We start from the raw sequence: 17,787 nt of genomic DNA, 5'->3' as shown, positions 1-17,787 counted from the left end.
GTCGCTGCCCTCCACGGCCTGTGCCAGCGCGGCGACCGCCGGAGCCGGAGCCATCGGCAGCAGACCACGCCGACGCAGGTGGGCCTCGTTGTCGCCCTGGGCGGCCATACCGCCCTCGGCCCACGGACCCCAGGACACCGCCGTGGCAGCCAGGCCACGCGAACGGCGCTGCTCGGCCAGGGCGTCCAGGTAGGCGTTGGCGGCCGCGTAGGCGGCCTGGCCGCCACTGCCCCAGACACCGGCGATGGAGGAGAAGAGGACGAAGGCGTCCAGCTCGGTGTCCCCGAGCAGCTCGTCCAGGTGTGCCGCACCGTCCACCTTCGCGGCCAGGACCTCGGCGAACTCCTCCACCGTGGTCGTGCCCAGCGGCGTCGCGCGGTCCACACCGGCGGCGTGGACGACGGCGGTGAAGGCGTGCTCGGCGAGCAGCGCCTCGACGGCCGCACGGTCGGCGACATCACACGCGGCAATGGTGATGCTGGCACCGAGAGCGGTCAGCTCCTCGCGCAGCTCCACCGCGCCCGGGGCCTCCAGGCCACGGCGACTGGTGAGCACCACGTGCTCCGCACCACCACCCGCCAGCCAACGGGCGACGCGGGCGCCGAGGGCGCCGGTGCCGCCGGTGACCAGGACGGTGCCGCGCGGGCTCCAGCCCGTTCCCTCGGCACGCTCGGCCCGGACGAGTCGGCGTACGAACGCGCCGTTCGCGCGCACCGCGACCTGGTCCTCGTCGCCGAGGCCGGCGAGCACGGCGGCCAGTCGGCCCTGGGCCCGCTCGTCCAGCACCTCGGGCAGGTCGACCAGACCGCCCCAGCCCTGCGGGTGTTCCAGGCCGAGCACCCGGCCCAGACCCCAGACCTGCGCCTGGGACGCGTCGCGCATCCGGTCGGCGCGGCCGATGGTGACCGCACCCCCGGTCAGCAGCCAGAGCGGCGCCTCGACGCCCGCGTCGGCGAGCGCCTGGACCGTGACCAGCGTCGACAGCACGGTGTCCGCCACGACGACAGCACCGGCCAGATCCTCGACCTCGGTGACGGCCAGGCCGATCCGGACGGACAGCTCCTCGCGGTCCGGCACGCCCGCACCGATCTCCACCGGCAGGACAGCGGCCCCGTGACCGGACAGCGCGGCAACCACACCCGCCGACTCGGCGCCGGCCGGGACCAGCACCAGCCAGGTCCCGCCCAGAACGGCCGGCTGCCCGCCGACACCCGCGACCGGCTTCCACGTCACGCGGTAACGCCAGCCCTCGGCCGCCGACTCCTCCTGCCGCTTGCGACGCCAGGACGACAGCGCGGGCAGCAGCGCATCCGCACTGTCCTCCCGACGCACATCGAGCGTCGACAGGAACGTGTCCAGATCCCCCGCGTCGACCGCGTCCCAGAACCGGGCCTCGGCCGCGCTCAGCGCGACCGCCCCCTCCGACACGACCTCACGTGCGGTGACCTGCGGCCAGTAACGCTGCCGCTGGAAGGCATACGTCGGCAGCTCGACCCGGCGCGCACCCGCACCGGCGAACACACCCTTCCAGTCCACGACGACACCGTGGACGTGAACGGTCGCAAGCGCCGTCAGCGCGGTCTGCGCCTCCGGGCGCTCGGCACGCAGCGCCGGAGTGAACACACCCTGCTCGACGCACTCCTGGCCCATGGCCGACAGCACACCGTCCGGGCCCAGCTCGACAAAGGTGGTGACACCCTCGGCCTCGAGGGCCCGCATGCCGTCCAGGAAACGGACGGCCTGGCGCACGTGGCGCACCCAGTACTCGGGCGAGCACAGCTCCTCCGCCGTGGCCAGCTCACCGGTCACGTTGGACACGACCGGGAGGACCGGCGCGGCGTAGCTCAGGCCCTCGGCGACGGCCCGGAACTCCGCCAGCATGCCGTCCATCAGCGGCGAGTGGAACGCGTGGCTGACGTGCAGCCGCTTGGTCTTCTCGAACTGCCCGGCGATCGCCAGCACTTCGGCCTCGTCGCCCGAAATCACGACGGAGGTCGGGCCGTTGATCGCCGCGATGCTCACCTGGGCGGTCAGCAGCGGCAGGACGTCGGCCTCGGCCGCCTTGACCGCCACCATCGCGCCGCCCTCCGGCAGCGCCTGCATCAGCCGACCACGAGCGGACACCAGGGCGACGGCGTCATCGAGCGACAGGACGCCCGCGACGTGCGCGGCCGCGATCTCACCGATCGAGTGGCCCACCAGGAAGTCCGGGCGCACCCCCCAGCTCTCGAACAGGCGGAACAGCGCCACCTCGACGGCGAACAGCGCCAGCTGGGTGTACTCGGTGCGCGCGAGAACCGCGGCGTCCTCACCGAACACCACCTCACGCAGCGGCAGTTCGGCCCGTGCGCAGACCGCGTCAAAGGCGTCCGCGAACACCGGGTAGGTGTCGTACAGCTCACGCCCCATGCCCGGACGCTGGCTCCCCTGTCCCGTGAACAGGAACGCCGTCCGCCCGGCACCCGCCGTGCCCGTGAGCAGTCCGGCAGCGGAGCGGCCCTCGGCCAGTGCCGCCAGGCCCTCGCGCAGACCGGCCTGGTCACCGGCCGTCACCGCGGCCCGGTGCTCCAGCGCGGCACGGGTGGTGGCCAGCGAGAAGCCGACCTCGGCGGGCGACAGGTCGCCGGCCTCGTTCAGCACGGCCAGCAGTCGGCCGGCCTGCGCCCGGAGCGCCTCCGGGCTGCCCGCCGACAGCACCCACGGCGCCACCGGACCGGCCTCGTCGGCGATCTCCCGGACGGCCGGGGAGGCCGCGGGCGCCTGCTCGATGATGGTGTGGGCGTTGGTGCCGCTCATGCCGAAGGAGGAGACGGCCGCGCGACGCGGACGTCCGCGCTCCGGCCAGTCCCGGGCCTCGGTCAGCAGCTCGACCGCGCCGGAGGCCCAGTCGACCTCGGGGGTCGGCTCGTCGACGTGGAGGGTCTGCGGCAGCACGCCGTGCTGCATCGCCATGACCATCTTGATGATGCCGCCGACGCCGGAGGCGGCCTGGGTGTGGCCGATGTTGGACTTGAGGGAGCCGAGCCACAGCGGGTCCCTGCTGCGTTCCTGCCCGTACGTCGCCAGCAGCGCCTGCGCCTCGATCGGGTCACCCAGCCGGGTGCCCGTGCCGTGTGCCTCGACGGCGTCGATCTCGTCGGCGGTCAGCCCGGCGTCGGCCAGGGCCTGCCGGATGACACGCTGCTGCGCGGGGCCGTTCGGGGCGGTGAGGCCGTTGCTCGCACCGTCCTGGTTGATCGCCGAACCGCGCACGACCGCCAGCACGCGGTGCCCGTTGCGCTCGGCGTCCGACAGACGCTCCAGCAGCAGCACACCGGCGCCCTCGCCCCAGCCCGTACCGTCGGCGGCGGCCGCGAAGGCCTTGCAGCGGCCGTCCGAGGCCAGTCCGCGCTGGCGGCTGAACTCCACGAAGGTGCCCGGGGTGGACATCACGACCACACCACCGGCCAGCGCCATCGAGCACTCGCCACTGCGCAGCGCCTGGACCGCCCAGTGCAGGGCGACCAGCGACGACGAGCACGCCGTGTCGACGGTCGCCGCCGGGCCCTCAAGACCGAAGGTGTACGCCAGACGCCCGGAGACCACGCTGGCCGCATTGCCCGTCGCCAGGTAGCCGTCCGCGTCCTGGGTGAGCGCGAGCAGAAGTCCGGCGTAGTCCTGGCTGTTGGAGCCCATGAAGACACCGGTCCGGCTGCCTCGCGCGGACGCCGGGTCGATGCCCGCCCGCTCGAAGGCCTCCCAGGTGGTCTCCAGCAGCAGACGCTGCTGCGGGTCCATGGCGAGGGCCTCGCGCGGGTTGATCCCGAAGAAGGCGGAGTCGAACTCGCCGACGCCGTCGAGGAATCCACCCTGGTCGGCGTAGGAGGTGCCGGGGTTCGCCGGGTCCGGGTCGTAGAGCGCGTCGAGGTCCCAGCCGCGGTCGGCCGGCATGCCGCCGACGGCGTCGCGGCCCTCGGCGACCAGTCGCCACAGGTCCTCGGGCGAGGCGACGCCGCCCGGGTAGCGGCAGGCCATCGCGACGATCGCGATCGGCTCGTCGTCCACGGCCGTCGTACGCACCGGGAGGTTTTCCACCGTGCCCACGGTGCCCAGGAGTTCGGCACCGATGTGGGAAGCGAGCGCGGCGGCGGTCGGGTGGTCGAAGACCAGGGTCGCGGGCAGCCGCAGACCGGTGGCCGCGTTGAGGCGGTTGCGCAGCTCGACGGCGGTCAGCGAGTCGAAGCCCAGCTCCTTGAACGCCCGACCCGCCTCGACCGCACCGGCGCCGTGGTGCCCGAGCACCGCCGCCGCCTCGGTCCGGACGAGGTCCAGCAGAACGCGCTCACGCTCGGCCGGGGTGAGCGCCAGCAGGCGCTGGACCAGGCCGTTGCCCTCAACCTCCGACCGGCCCGACGCCACGGCGGCGCCCACGAGGGCGCGCTGGACGTCCGGGAGTTCGGCGATCAGCGGGCGCGGGCGGGCGGCGGTGAAGGCCGGGGCGAACCGCGACCAGTCCACATCCGCGACGGTCACCGTCGCGTCGCTGCCGTCCACGGCCTGCGCCAGCGCCGCGACCGCCGGAGCCGGAGCCATCGGCAGCAGACCACGCCGACGCAGCTGGGTCTCGTTGTCGCCCTGAACGGCCATACCGCCCTCGGCCCACGGACCCCAGGACACCGCCGTGGCAGCCAGGCCACGCGAACGGCGCTGCTCGGCCAGGGCGTCCAGGTAGGCGTTGGCGGCAGCGTAGGCGGACTGCCCACCACTGCCCCAGATGCCGGAGATCGAGGAGAAGAGGACGAAGGCGTCCAGCTCGGTGTCGCCCAGCAGCTCGTCCAGGTGTGCCGCACCGTCCACCTTGGCGACCAGGACCTCGGCGAACTCCTCCACCGTGGTCGTGCCCAGCGGGGTCGGACGGTCCACACCGGCGGCGTGGACGACGGCGGTGAAGGCGTGCTCGGCGAGCAGCGCCGCAACGGCCGCACGGTCGGCGACATCACACGCGGCGATCGTCACCTCGGCGCCAAGGCTCCGCAGCTCCTCGCGCAGCTCCACCGCACCCGGGGCGTCCAGGCCCCGGCGGCTGGTGAGCACCACGTGCTCAGCACCACCACCCGCCAGCCAACGGGCCACATGTGCACCCAGCGCACCCGTACCACCCGTCACCAGAACAGTGCCACGCGGCGCCCACGCAGAGACAGCACCCGGCACCCGGACCAGCCGGCGCACGAACACACCACTCGCCCGCACCGCGAGCTGGTCCTCGTCGCCGAGGCCGGCCAGCACGGCGGCCAGGCGGCCCTGCGCCCGCTCGTCCAACACCTCCGGCAGGTCGACCAGACCGCCCCAGCCCTGCGGGTACTCCAGGCCGACCACTCGACCCAGACCCCACACCTGCGCCTGGGACGCCTCACGCAGCGCATCCGCACGACCCGTCGACACCGCACCGTTGGTCAGCAGCCAGAGCGGGGCCTCGACGCCCGCGTCGGCGAGCGCCTGGACCGTGACCAGCGTCGACTGGACGGTGTCCGCCACGACGACGGCACCGGCCAGGTCCTCGACCTCGGTGACGGCCAGGCCGATCCGGGCGGACAGCTCCTCGCGGTCCGGCACGCCGGCACCGGTCTCCACCGGCAGGACAGCGGCCCCGTGACCGGACAGCGCGGCAACCACGCCCGCCGACTCGGCGCCGGCGGGAACCAGCACCAGCCAGGTCCCGCCCAGGATGGCTCCCCCGACACCCGCGACCGGCTTCCACGTCACGCGGTAACGCCAGCCCTCGGCCGCCGACTCCTCCTGCCGCTTGCGACGCCAGGACGACAGCGCGGGCAGCAGCGCATCCGCGCTGTCCTCCCGACGCACATCGAGCGTCGACAGGAACGTGTCCAGATCCCCCGCGTCGACCGCGTCCCAGAACCGGGCCTCGGCCGCGCTCAGCGCGACCGCCCCCTCCGACACGACCTCACGTGCGGTGACCTGCGGCCAGTAACGCTGCCGCTGGAAGGCATACGTCGGCAGCTCGACCCGGCGCGCACCCGCGCCGGCGAACACACCCTTCCAGTCCACGACGACACCGTGGACGTGAACGGTCGCAAGCGCCGTCAGCGCGGTCTGCGCCTCCGGGCGCTCGGCGCGCAGCGACGGGGTGAACACACCCTGCTCGACGCACTCCTGGCCCATAGCCGACAGCACACCGTCCGGGCCGAGCTCGACGAAGGTGGTGACACCCTCGGCCTCGAGGGTGCGCATGCCGTCGGCGAAGCGAACCGCCTGACGGACGTGGCGCACCCAGTACTCGGGCGAGCACAGCTCCTCCGCCGTCGCGACCGCACCGGTCACGTTGGAGACCACGGCGATCTGCGGCGCCGAGTAGGTCAGGCCCTCCGCCACCCGGCGGAAGTCGTCCAGCATGCCGTCCATCAAGGGCGAGTGGAAGGCATGCGAGACCTGGAGCTGCTTCGACTTCTCGAACTGGCCAGCGATAGCCCGGACTTCAGCCTCGTCGCCCGAAATCACCACGGAGGTCGGGCCGTTGATCGCCGCGATGCTCACGTTCTCGGTCAGCAGCGGCAGGACGTCGGCCTCGGCCGCCTTGACCGCCACCATCGCGCCGCCCTCGGGCAGCGCCTGCATCAGCCGGCCGCGAGCGGCAACCAGCGCCACCGCGTCGTCCAGCGACAGCACGCCAGCGACATGCGCGGCCGCCAGCTCACCGATCGAGTGGCCCACCAGGAAGTCCGGGCGCACCCCCCAGCTCTCGAACAGACGGAACAGCGCGGTCTCCACCGCGAACAGCGCCAGCTGCGTGAACTCCGTACGGGCCAGGACGTCCGCGTTCTCGCCGAACACGGCCTCCCGCAGCGGCAGTTCAACGCGCGCACACACCGCGTCAAAGGCGTCCGCGAACACCGGGAAGGCGTCGTACAGCTCCCGGCCCATGCCCGGACGCTGGCTCCCCTGCCCAGTGAACAGGAACGCCGTCCGCCCGGCACCCGCCGTGCCCGTGACCAGCCCGGCGGCCGTACCGCCCTCGGCCAGCGCCGCCAGACCGCCCCGGAGCGAGGCGAGGTCCTCCGCGACCACTGCCGCCCGGTGCTCCAGCGCGGCACGCGTGGTGGCCAGCGAGAAGCCGACCTCGGCGGGCGACAGGTCGCCGGCCTCCTCCAGCGCCGACAGCAGTCGGCCGGCCTGCGCCCGGAGCGCCTCCGGGCTGCCCGCCGACAGCACCCACGGCGCCACCGGACCGGTCTCGTCGGCCGGGGCCTCGGCCTGCGGCGCCTCGACCGCCGCCGGGGCCTGCTCGATGATGACGTGCGCGTTGGTGCCGCTCATGCCGAAGGACGACACACCCGCACGGCGCGGCGCGCCGGTCTCGGGCCACGACCGGGCCTCGGTCAGCAGCTCGACCGCGCCGGAGGCCCAGTCGACCTCGGGGGTCGGCTCGTCCACGTGCAGGGTCTGCGGCAGCAGCCCCTCCCGCATCGCCATGACCATCTTGATGATCCCGGCGACGCCGGCGGCGGCCTGGGTGTGGCCGATGTTGGACTTCAACGAGCCCAGCCAGAGCGGCTCTTCGGCGCGCTCCTGCCCGTACGTCGCCAGCAGCGCCTGCGCCTCGATCGGGTCACCCAGCCGGGTGCCGGTGCCGTGCGCCTCGACCGCGTCGACCTCGTCGGCGGACAGCCCGGCGCTGGCCAGCGCCGCGCGGATGACCCGCTGCTGGGACGGACCGTTGGGGGCGGTGAGGCCGTTGCTGGCACCGTCCTGGTTGATCGCCGAACCGCGCACGACCGCGAGCACCGGGTGCCCGTTGCGCTGCGCGTCCGACAGACGCTCCAGCAGCAGGACGCCCGCGCCCTCGCCCCAGCCGGTGCCGTCGGCGGCGGCGGCGAAGGCCTTGCAGCGGCCGTCCGTCGCCAGGCCGCGCTGGCGGCTGAACTCCACGAAGGTGCCCGGGGTGGACATCACGACCACACCACCGGCCAGCGCCATCGAGCACTCACCGCTGCGCAGCGCCTGCACGGCGAAGTGCAGGGCGACCAGCGAGGACGAGCACGCCGTGTCGACGGTCGCCGCCGGGCCCTCAAGACCGAAGGTGTACGCCAGACGCCCGGAGACCACGCTGGCCGCGTTGCCGGTCGCGAGGTAGCCGTCCGCGTCCTGGGTGAGCGCGAGCAGCAGCGCGGCGTAGTCCTGGCTGTTGGAGCCCATGAAGACACCGGTCCGGCTGCCCCGCGCGGACGCCGGGTCGATGCCGGCGCGCTCGAAGGCCTCCCAGGTGGTCTCCAACAGCAGACGCTGCTGCGGGTCCATCGCCAGCGCCTCGCGCGGGCTGATGCCGAAGAACGACGGGTCGAACTCGCCCGCGCCGTCGAGGAATCCGCCGTCACGGGCGTAGGAGGTCCCGAGGTTCGCCGGGTCCGGGTCGTAGAGCGCGTCGAGGTCCCAGCCGCGGTCGGTCGGGAATCCGCCGACGGCGTCGCGGCCCTCGGCGACCAGTCGCCACAGGTCCTCGGGCGACTGGACGCCGCCGGGCAGGCGGCAGCTCATCGCGACGATGGCGATCGGCTCGTCGGCAGCGAAGACGGCGGTCGGGGCGTCGGACTGCTCCTGGGAGCCCAGGAGTTCGGCCAGCAGGTGCTCGGCGACGACGGTGGCGTTCGGGTAGTCGAACACCAGGGAGGCGGGCAGCCGCAGGCCGGTGACCGCGTTCAGGTTGTTGCGCAGCTCGACGGCGGTCAGCGAGTCGAAGCCCAGCTCGCGGAAGGCCTTGGCCGGCTCGACGGCTCCGGCGCCCTGGTGCCCGAGCACCGAGGCGGCCTCGGTCCGGACCAGGTCCAGCAGGGCGCGCTCACGCTCGGCCGGGGTGAGCGCCCGCAGGCGCTGGACCAGGCCGTTGCCCTCCCCGTCCGGCTGGGCCGACGGCGCGGCACCGGTCAGGGCTCGCTGCACCTCGGGCAGGTCGCCGATCAGCGGACGCGGGCGGGCCACGGTGAAGCCGGGGACGAACAGCGCCCAGTCGACGTCGGCCACCACCACGGCGGGCTCGTCCTCGGCGGCGGCGGCGGCGGCCAGCGCGGCAACCGCCTGCGCGGGCGGCAGCACCGGCAGGCCGCGGCGGCGCAGGCGGTCCTCCGCCTCGGCCTCGACCATGCCGCCGTCGGCCCAGGGGCCCCAGGCGACGGCGGTGGCGGCCAGGCCACGGGCACGGCGCTGCTCGGCGAGGGCGTCCAGGTGGGCATTGGCGGCCGCGTAGGCGGCCTGGCCGCCACTGCCCCAGACACCCGCGATGGAGGAGAAGAGGACGAAGGCGTCCAGCTCGGTGTCGCCGAGCAGCTCGTCGAGGTGCGCCGCACCGTCGACCTTCGCGCGGAGCGCGTCGGTGAAGGCGGGCAGGTCGGTGTCGGCGATCGTGCCCCCGTCCGCCACACCGGCGGCGTGGACGACAGCGGTGAAGGCGTGCTCGGCGAGCAGCGCCGCAACGGCCGCACGGTCGGCGACATCACACGCGGCAATGGTGATGCTGGCGCCGAGAGCGGTCAGCTCCTCGCGCAGCTCCACCGCACCCGGGGCGTCCAGGCCCCGGCGGCTGGTGAGCACCACGTGCTCAGCACCACCACCCGCCAGCCAACGGGCCACATGCGCACCCAGCGCACCCGTACCACCCGTCACCAGAACAGTGCCACGCGGCGCCCACACGGAGGCAGCACCCGGCACCCGGACCAGGCGACGCACGAACACACCGCTCGCCCGCACGGCGAGCTGGTCCTCGTCGCCCAGGCCGGCCAGCACGGCGGCCAGGCGGCCCTGCGCCCGCTCGTCCAGCACCTCCGGCAGGTCGACCAGACCGCCCCAACGCTCCGGGTGCTCCAGCGCGACGACCCGGCCCAGACCCCACACCTGCGCCTGCGCCGCGTCACGCAGCGCATCCGCACGGCCCGTGGACACGGCGCCGCCGGTCGCCAGCCACAACGGCGCACCGACACCGGCGTCACCGAGAGCCTGCACCAGCGTCAGCGCGACACCCGCGTCCGACACCACACCCAGCACACCCGCCACCGGGGCGCCGGCAGCCGCAGTCACCGCAGCCGCCAGCTCCCCGCGCGACAGCCCGGCCGAACCCACCAGCCGCACCGACACACCACGACCCGACAACGCCCCCGCACACGCCACCACCGACGCGGCCGAAACGTCCTCCGCCACCACCAGCCACGCACCGGACGGAACGGCGGAACCGAGCTCGGTCACCGGCTTCCACTGGACGCGGTAGCGCCAGCCGTCGACGGTGTGGCGCTCACGGCGGCGACGCCGCCAGGAGGAGAGTGCGGGCAGCACGGTGCCGAGGGAGGAGCGGACGCCCTGCTCGGCGTCGTCCACCTCCAGGGCCTCGGCCAGCGCGCCGAGGTCCTCGCGTTCCACGGCCTCCCAAAAGACCGCGCTGTCGAAGACGTCCCCGGCGGGCCCGTCGAGGCCCGGACGCGCCACGAGGCTGAGGTCGGGCCAGTAGGTCTCCTGCTGGAAGGCGTACGTCGGCAGGTCGACGCGCACGGCGCCGGTGCCGGCGAAGACGGCGCTCCAGTCGACGGCCGAGCCGTGGACGTGGGCGGCGGCCAGGGCGGTCAGCGCGGTCTGCGCCTCACCCCGTCCGGTGCGCAGGGCGGCGGCGAAGGCCGCGGCGCCGGTCAGGCACTCCTGGGCCATGGCGGTGAGGACACCGTCCGGGCCCAGCTCGACGAAGGTGCTGACGCCCTGGGCCTCCAGGGTCCGCATGCCGTCGGCGAAGCGAACGGCCTCGCGGACGTGGCGCACCCAGTACTCGGGCGAGCACAGCTCCTCGGCGGTGGCGACCGAACCGGTCACGTTGGACACCACCGGGATGACCGGCTCGGCGTAGTTCAGGCCCTCGGCGACGGCCCGGAACTCCTCCAACATGCCGTCCATCAGCGGCGAGTGGAAGGCGTGCGAGACGCTGAGACGCTTGGTCTTCTCGAACTGCCCGGCGATGGCGAGGACTTCATCCTCGTCGCCGGAAATCACCACGGAGGTCGGGCCGTTGACGGCGGCGATGCTCACCTGGGCGGTCAGCAGCGGCAGGATCTCGGCCTCGGCGGCCTTGACCGCCACCATCGCGCCGCCCTCCGGCAGCGCCTGCATCAGCCGACCGCGAGCCGCGACCAGGGTGACGGCGTCGTCCAGCGACAGCACGCCCGCGACGTGGGCGGCCGCGATCTCACCGATCGAGTGGCCCACCAGGACGTCCGGACGGACCCCCCAGCTCTCGTACAGCCGGAACAGTGCGGTCTCGATCGCGAACAGCGCCGGCTGGGTGTACTCGGTACGGGCGAGAACGTCGGCGTCCTCACCGAACACGGCCTCGCGCAGCGGCAGTTCGACCCGCGCGCAGACCGCGTCGAAGGCGTCCGCGAACACCGGGTAGGCCTCGTACAGCTCACGCCCCATGCCCGGACGCTGGCTCCCCTGTCCCGTGAACAGGAACGCCAGCTTGCCGCCCGAGGCGGCACCGGTCACCAGCCCGGCGGCCGTGCCGCCCTCGGCCAGTGCCTCGACGGCGGCCAGCAGCTCGGCCGGGCCGTCCACGACCACGGCCGCCCGGTGCTCGAAGGCGGCCCGGGAGGTCGCGAGCGAGTACGCGAGGTCGGCGGCCGGCACGTCCGACCGGGTGCGCAGGTGGGCGGCCAGGCGGCGGGCCTGGGCGCGCAGGGCGTCGGGGGTGCGGCCCGACAGGACGACCGGCAGGTCGGCGGCCGGGGCCGGAACGGCCTCGCGGGCCGGCGCCTCGGTGTCCGCCGGGGCCTGCTCGATGAGGACGTGGGCGTTGGTGCCGGAGACGCCGAAGGAGGAGACGCCGGCCCGGCGGGGTTCGCCGGTCTCGGGCCAGTCCCGCGACTCCGTCAGCAGCTCGACGGCGCCGGAGGTCCAGTCGATGTGCGGGGACGGCTCGTCGACGTGCAGGGTCTGCGGGAGCACGCCGGCGCGGATCGCCATGACCATCTTGATCACGCCGCCGACGCCGGATGCGGCCTGGGTGTGGCCGATGTTGGACTTCAGCGAGCCCAGCCAGAGCGGGCGGTCGCCGCCGCGCTCCTGGCCGTAGGTGGCGAGCAGCGCCTGGGCCTCGATCGGGTCGCCGAGCACCGTGCCGGTGCCGTGCGCCTCGACGGCGTCGACCTGGTCGGCCGTCAGGCCGGCGCCGGCCAGCGCCTGGCGGATGACCCGCTGCTGCGCGGGGCCGTTCGGGGCGGTGAGGCCGTTGCTGGCACCGTCCTGGTTGATCGCCGAACCGCGGACGACCGCCAGCACCGGGTGCCCGAGGCGCTGAGCGTCCGACAGCCGCTCGACCAGCAGCACGCCGACGCCCTCGCCCCAGCCGGTGCCGTCCGCGGCGCCCGCGAAGGACTTGCAGCGCCCGTCGACGGCCAGTCCGCGCTGGCGGCTGAACTCCACGAAGGCGGCGGGGGTGGACATGACGGTGACACCGCCGGCCAGGGCCATGGTGCACTCGCCGCCCCGCAGCGACTGGACGGCCAGGTGGAGGGCGACCAGGGAGGAGGAGCAGGCGGTGTCGACGGTGACCGCCGGGCCCTCGAGACCGAAGGTGTAGGCCAGGCGCCCGGAGACGACGGCGGCGGCGTTGCCGGTGGCCAGGTAGCCCTCGGTCGCCTCGGCGGTGCTCATCAGGAGGGCGCCGTAGTCCTGGCCGTTGGAGCCGACGAACACGCCGGCCTGGCTGCCCTTCAGGGTGGCCGGGTCGATGCCGGCGCGCTCGAAGGCCTCCCAGGAGGTCTCCAGCAGCAGTCGCTGCTGCGGGTCCATCGCCAGCGCCTCGCGCGGCGAGATGCCGAAGAAGCCCGCGTCGAAGCGGCCGACGCCGGGGAGGAAGCCGCCCTCGCGCGAGTAGGAGGTGCCCTGGTGTGCCGGGTCCGGGTGGTAGAGGGCGTCGAGGTCCCAGCCGCGGTCCTCGGGGAAGGTGCCGATGCCGTCGACGCCGTCGGCGACGATCCGCCACAGGTCCTCGGGCGAGCTGACGCCGCCGGGGTAGCGGCAGGCCATGCCGACGATGGCGATCGGCTCGTCGTCGGTCCGCGCGGTCGTGGTGGCGGGCACGGCGGCGGACTGCTCGCCGAGCAGGCGGGTCCGCAGGTGGGCGGCCAGGACCTCGGGGGTCGGGTAGTCGAAGACCAGGGTGGCCGGGAGGGAGAGGCCGGTGCCGGCGGTCAGCAGGTTGCGCAGCTCGACGGCGGTCAGCGAGTCGAAGCCGAGGTCCTTGAAGGCGCGGCCGGACTCGATCTCGGCGGAGTCGGCGTGGCCGAGCACCGTGGCGACGTGGCCCCGGACGAGCCCGGTCAGCAGCTGCACCTGCTCGGCGGCGGCGAGCGGGGCGATCCGCTCGCGCAGCCGGCCGGCCTGGTCGGTGGTCTGCGCGGGCGCCTGCTCGGCGTCGAGCAGCGCCCGGACCTCGGGAAGGTCGGCGATCAGCGGGCGGTTGCGGCCGGCGGTGAAGGCCGGGGCGAAGCGCGCCCAGTCGACGTCGGCGACGGTCAGCGTGGCGTCGCCCTCGGAGAGGGCGCGGCCGAGGGCGGCCAGCGCCAGTTCGGGGGCGAGCGGCGGCAGGCCGCGGCGGCGCAGCTGCTGCTCGCCCTCGCCGTCGACCATGCCGCCGTCGGCCCAGGGGCCCCAGGCGACGGCGGTGGCGGCCAGGCCGCGGCCACGGCGCTGCTCGGCGAGCGCGTCGAGGTAGGCGTTGGCGGCCGCGTAGGCGGCCTGCCCGCCACTGCCCCAGACACCCGCGATGGAGGAGAAGAGGACGAAGGCGTCCAGCTCGGTGTCCCCGAGCAGCTCGTCCAGGTGCGCGGCACCGGCCACCTTCGCGGCCATCAGCTCGGCGGCCTCGGCGGCGTCGGTGGCGGCGAGCACGGCCGAACCGGTCAGACCGGCGGTGTGGACGACGGCGGTGAACTCGTGCTCGGCGAGCAGCGCTTCGACGGCCGTACGGTCGGCGACGTCACACGCGGCGACGGTCACCTCGACACCCGACGCGACCAGCTCGTCCCGCAGTTCGGCCGCACCCGGGGCCTCCAGACCCCGACGGCTGGTCAGCACCAGGTGCCCGGCACCGTTGTCCGCCAACCAGCGCGCCACCCGCGCACCCAGCGCACCCGTACCACCCGTGACCAGCACCGTGCCACGCGGCGACCACGAACCCGCCACCTCACCCGAGCGACCGGCCCGCACCAGACGACGCACGAACACGCCCGAGGCGCGCACCGCGACCTGATCCTCACCGTCCACACCCGCCAGCACAGCGGCCAACCGGCCCCGCGCCCGGGCATCCAGCACCTCGGGCAGGTCGACCAGACCACCCCAACGCTCCGGCGCCTCCAGCGCCACCACCCGGCCCAGACCCCAGACCTGCGCCTGCACCGCACTGCTCACCCGGTCGGCACGACCGACCGACACCGCACCCCGCGACGCCAACCACAACGGCGCCCCCACACCCGCGTCACCCAGCGCCTGCACCAGCGCGATGGTCGCGGTGAAGCCGACGGACAGCACCGGCTGGCCGGCGTCCGGCTGCTCGGCGAGGGCGAGCAGGGACAGCACGCCGGACACCTCGGTGCCCTCGGCGGCGATCCCGGCCAGCAGCTCCGCCAGGCCCGCCCGGTCGGCGCCCGCCTCGATCTCGACGCGGCGCACCTCGGCGCCGCTCGCGGTGAGCGTCTCGGCGACGGCGGTGGCGGTGGCCTCGTCCAGGCCGGCCGGAACGGCGAGCAGCCAGGTGCCCGCCGGGGCGGCCGCCTGCTCCCCGTCGACCGGCTGCCAGGTGACGTGGTACTGCCAACCGTCCACCGTGGTCCGGTTCCTGCGCTGCTCGCGCCAGGTGGAGAGAGCGGGCAGCAGGGTGCTCAGGGAGGACTGCACCAGCTCGTCGCCGCCGTCCACGGACAGCGTCATCGCCACGGCGGCGAGGTCACCGCTCTCGACGGCCGCCCAGAACGCGGAGTCCGTGCCGTCCACCGGCTCGAAGGCCGCCTCGGCGGCGTCGTTCGGCAGGTCGAGCCAGTAGCGCTGCCGCTGGAAGGCGTAGGTGGGCAGCTCGACGCGGCTCGCACCGGTGCCGTCGAAGGCCGGCGACCAGTCCACCGCGGCACCGTTCACGTGCGCGGTGGCCAGCGCGGTCAGCAGCGCCCGCTGCTCCGGGCGGCCGGCGCGCAGCACCGGGGTGAACACGCCCTGCTCGACGCACTCCTGGCCCATGGCCGAGAGCACACCGTCGGGGCCCAGCTCGACGAAGACGCTGACGCCCTGGGCCTCCAGGGCCCGCATGCCATCGGCGAAGCGGACGGCCTCGCGGACGTGACGCACCCAGTACTCGGGCGAGCACAGCTCCTCGGCGGTGGCCAGGGCACCGGTGACGTTGGAGACCACCGCGATCTGCGGCGCCGCGTAGGTCAGGCCCTCCGCGATCCGCCGGAAGTCGTCCACCATGCCGTCCATCAGCGGGGAGTGGAAGGCGTGCGAGACGTTGAGACGCTTGGTCTTCTCGAACTGCCCGGCGATCGCCAGCACTTCGGACTCGTCGCCCGAAATCACCACGGAGGAAGGACCGTTGACGGCGGCGATGCTGACGTTGGCCGTGAGCAGCGGCAGGATCTCGGCCTCGGTGGCCTTGACCGCGACCATCGCGCCGCCCTCGGGCAGCGCCTGCATCAGCCGGCCACGAGCGGCGACCAGGGTGACGGCGTCGTCCAGCGAGAGGACACCGGCCACGTGGGCGGCCGCGATCTCACCGATCGAGTGGCCCACCAGGAAGTCCGGACGGACCCCCCAGCTCTCCACCAACCGGAACAGCGCGGTCTCGATCGCGAACAGCGCGACCTGGGTGTACTCCGTACGGGCGAGAACGTCCGCGTCCTCGCCGAACACCGCTTCCTTCAGCGGCAGTTCGACCCGCGCGCAGACGGCGTCGAAGGCCTCGGCGAACACCGGGAAGGTCTCGTACAGCTCCCGGCCCATGCCCGGCCGCTGGCTGCCCTGCCCGGTGAACAGGAACGCCGTCCGGCCTCGCGTGGCCGCGACACCGCGCACCACGTCGGCCGAGGCGTCGCCCTCGGCCAGCGCGCGCAGCGCGGCGGTGAGCGCCGTCCGGTCCTCGGCCAGCACCACGGCCCGGTGCTCCAGGACGGCGCGGCCGCGCACCGCGGAGTAGCCCAGGTCGGTCAGGTCCAGTTCCGGCCGGCCCTCGACGTGGGCGAGCAGCGCCCGCGCCTGGGCCCGCAGGGCCTCCGCCGAGCGGCCCGAGACCGGCACGGGGACCTGCGCGGACACCCGCGCGGGCCGCCCGGCGCCGGGGGCGCCTTCCGTGCCCTCGGCGGCCTCGGCCGCCTCGGGGGCGGGGGCCTGCTCCAGGATGGTGTGGGCGTTGGTGCCGCTGATGCCGAAGGAGGAGACGGCCGCGCGGCGCGGGCGCCCGGTCTCCGGCCAGGGCCGGGCCTCGGTCAGCAGCTTGACCTCGCCCGCGGTCCAGTCGACGTGCGGGGTGGGCTCGTCCACGTGCAGGGTCTGCGGCATGAGCCCGTGCTGCAGGGCCATGACCAGCTTGATGATGCCGCCGACGCCGGCCGCGGCCTGGGAGTGGCCCAGGTTGGACTTGAGCGAGCCGAGCCAGAGCGGCTCGCCGTTCTCGCCGCGCTCCTGCCCGTAGGTGGCGAGCAGGGCCTGGGCCTCGATCGGGTCGCCGAGCCGGGTGCCGGTGCCGTGCGCCTCGACCAGGTCGACCTGGTCGGCGGTCAGCCGGGCGCTGGCCAGGGCCTGGCGGATGACCCGCTGCTGCGCGGGGCCGTTGGGGGCGGTCAGGCCGTTGCTGGCACCGTCCTGGTTGACGGCGGAGCCGCGCACGACGGCGAGCACCGGGTGCCCGAGGCGCTGCGCGTCCGACAGCCGCTCGACGAGCAGCATGCCGACGCCCTCGGACCAGCCGGTGCCGTCGGCGCCGGCGGCGAAGGCCTTGCAGCGGCCGTCGGCGGACAGGCCCTGCTGGCGGCTGAAAGCGATGAAGGTGCCGGGGGTGGTCATGACGGTGACGCCGCCGACCAGGGCCATCGAGCAGTCGCCCTGGCGCAGGGCGTGGGCGGCGAGGTGCAGGGCGACCAGGGAGGAGGAGCACGCGGTGTCGATGGTGACCGCCGGGCCCTCGAGACCGAGGCTGTAGGCGATGCGGCCGGAGACCACGCTGGAGGCGTTGCCGGTCAGCAGGTGGCCCTCGAGGCCGGCCAGACCGGCGTGCATGGTGGTGCCGTAGTTGGAGGAGGCCGCGCCGATGAAGACACCGGCCTGGCTGCCCTTCACCGAGGACGGGTCGATGCCGGCGCGCTCGAAGGTCTCCCAGGCGGTCTCCAGCAGGATCCGCTGCTGCGGGTCCATCGCGGTCGCCTCGCGCGGCGAGATGCCGAAGAAGCCGGCGTCGAACTCGCTGGCGTCGTACAGGAACCCGCCGTCGCGGCTGACGCTCTTGCCGGCCTTCTCCGGGTCCGGGTCGTAGAGCGTGTCGAAGTCCCAGCCGCGGTCGGTGGGCATGCCGGCGATCGCGTCCGTCCCGGTCGCGACCAGGTTCCACAGGTCCTCGGGGCTGCGCACGCCGCCGGGGTAGCGGCAGCTCATGGCGACGACGGCGAGCGGCTCGAGGTCCCGCTCCTCGACCTCGCGCAGCTGCCTGCGGGCCTGCCGCAGGTCCGCCGTGACGCGCTTCAGGTAGTCGAGGTACTTCTCTTCGTTCGAAGACGTGGTCAT

1 protein-coding gene (cut by a window edge) is annotated in these 17,787 nt (G+C 74.4%); it reads right to left on the bottom strand.

Going from position 1 to position 17,787, the window contains the following annotated elements; genetic code table 11:
• Positions 1 to 17,787 carry the 5' portion of a type I polyketide synthase gene (locus ACGF0D_RS00060; RefSeq protein ID WP_392913164.1) on the bottom strand. Its footprint begins 16,089 nt before the window's first position, so the window shows 17,787 of its 33,876 coding nt (coding positions 1–17,787); the start codon lies at positions 17,785 to 17,787; its stop codon lies off the left edge, out of view.

Source organism: Kitasatospora sp. NPDC048298 (assembly GCF_043201465.1).
GTDB lineage: Bacteria > Actinomycetota > Actinomycetes > Streptomycetales > Streptomycetaceae > Kitasatospora.
Note: the sequence above shows the minus strand (reverse complement) of the source record. Positions and strands in the feature narration are given on the sequence as shown.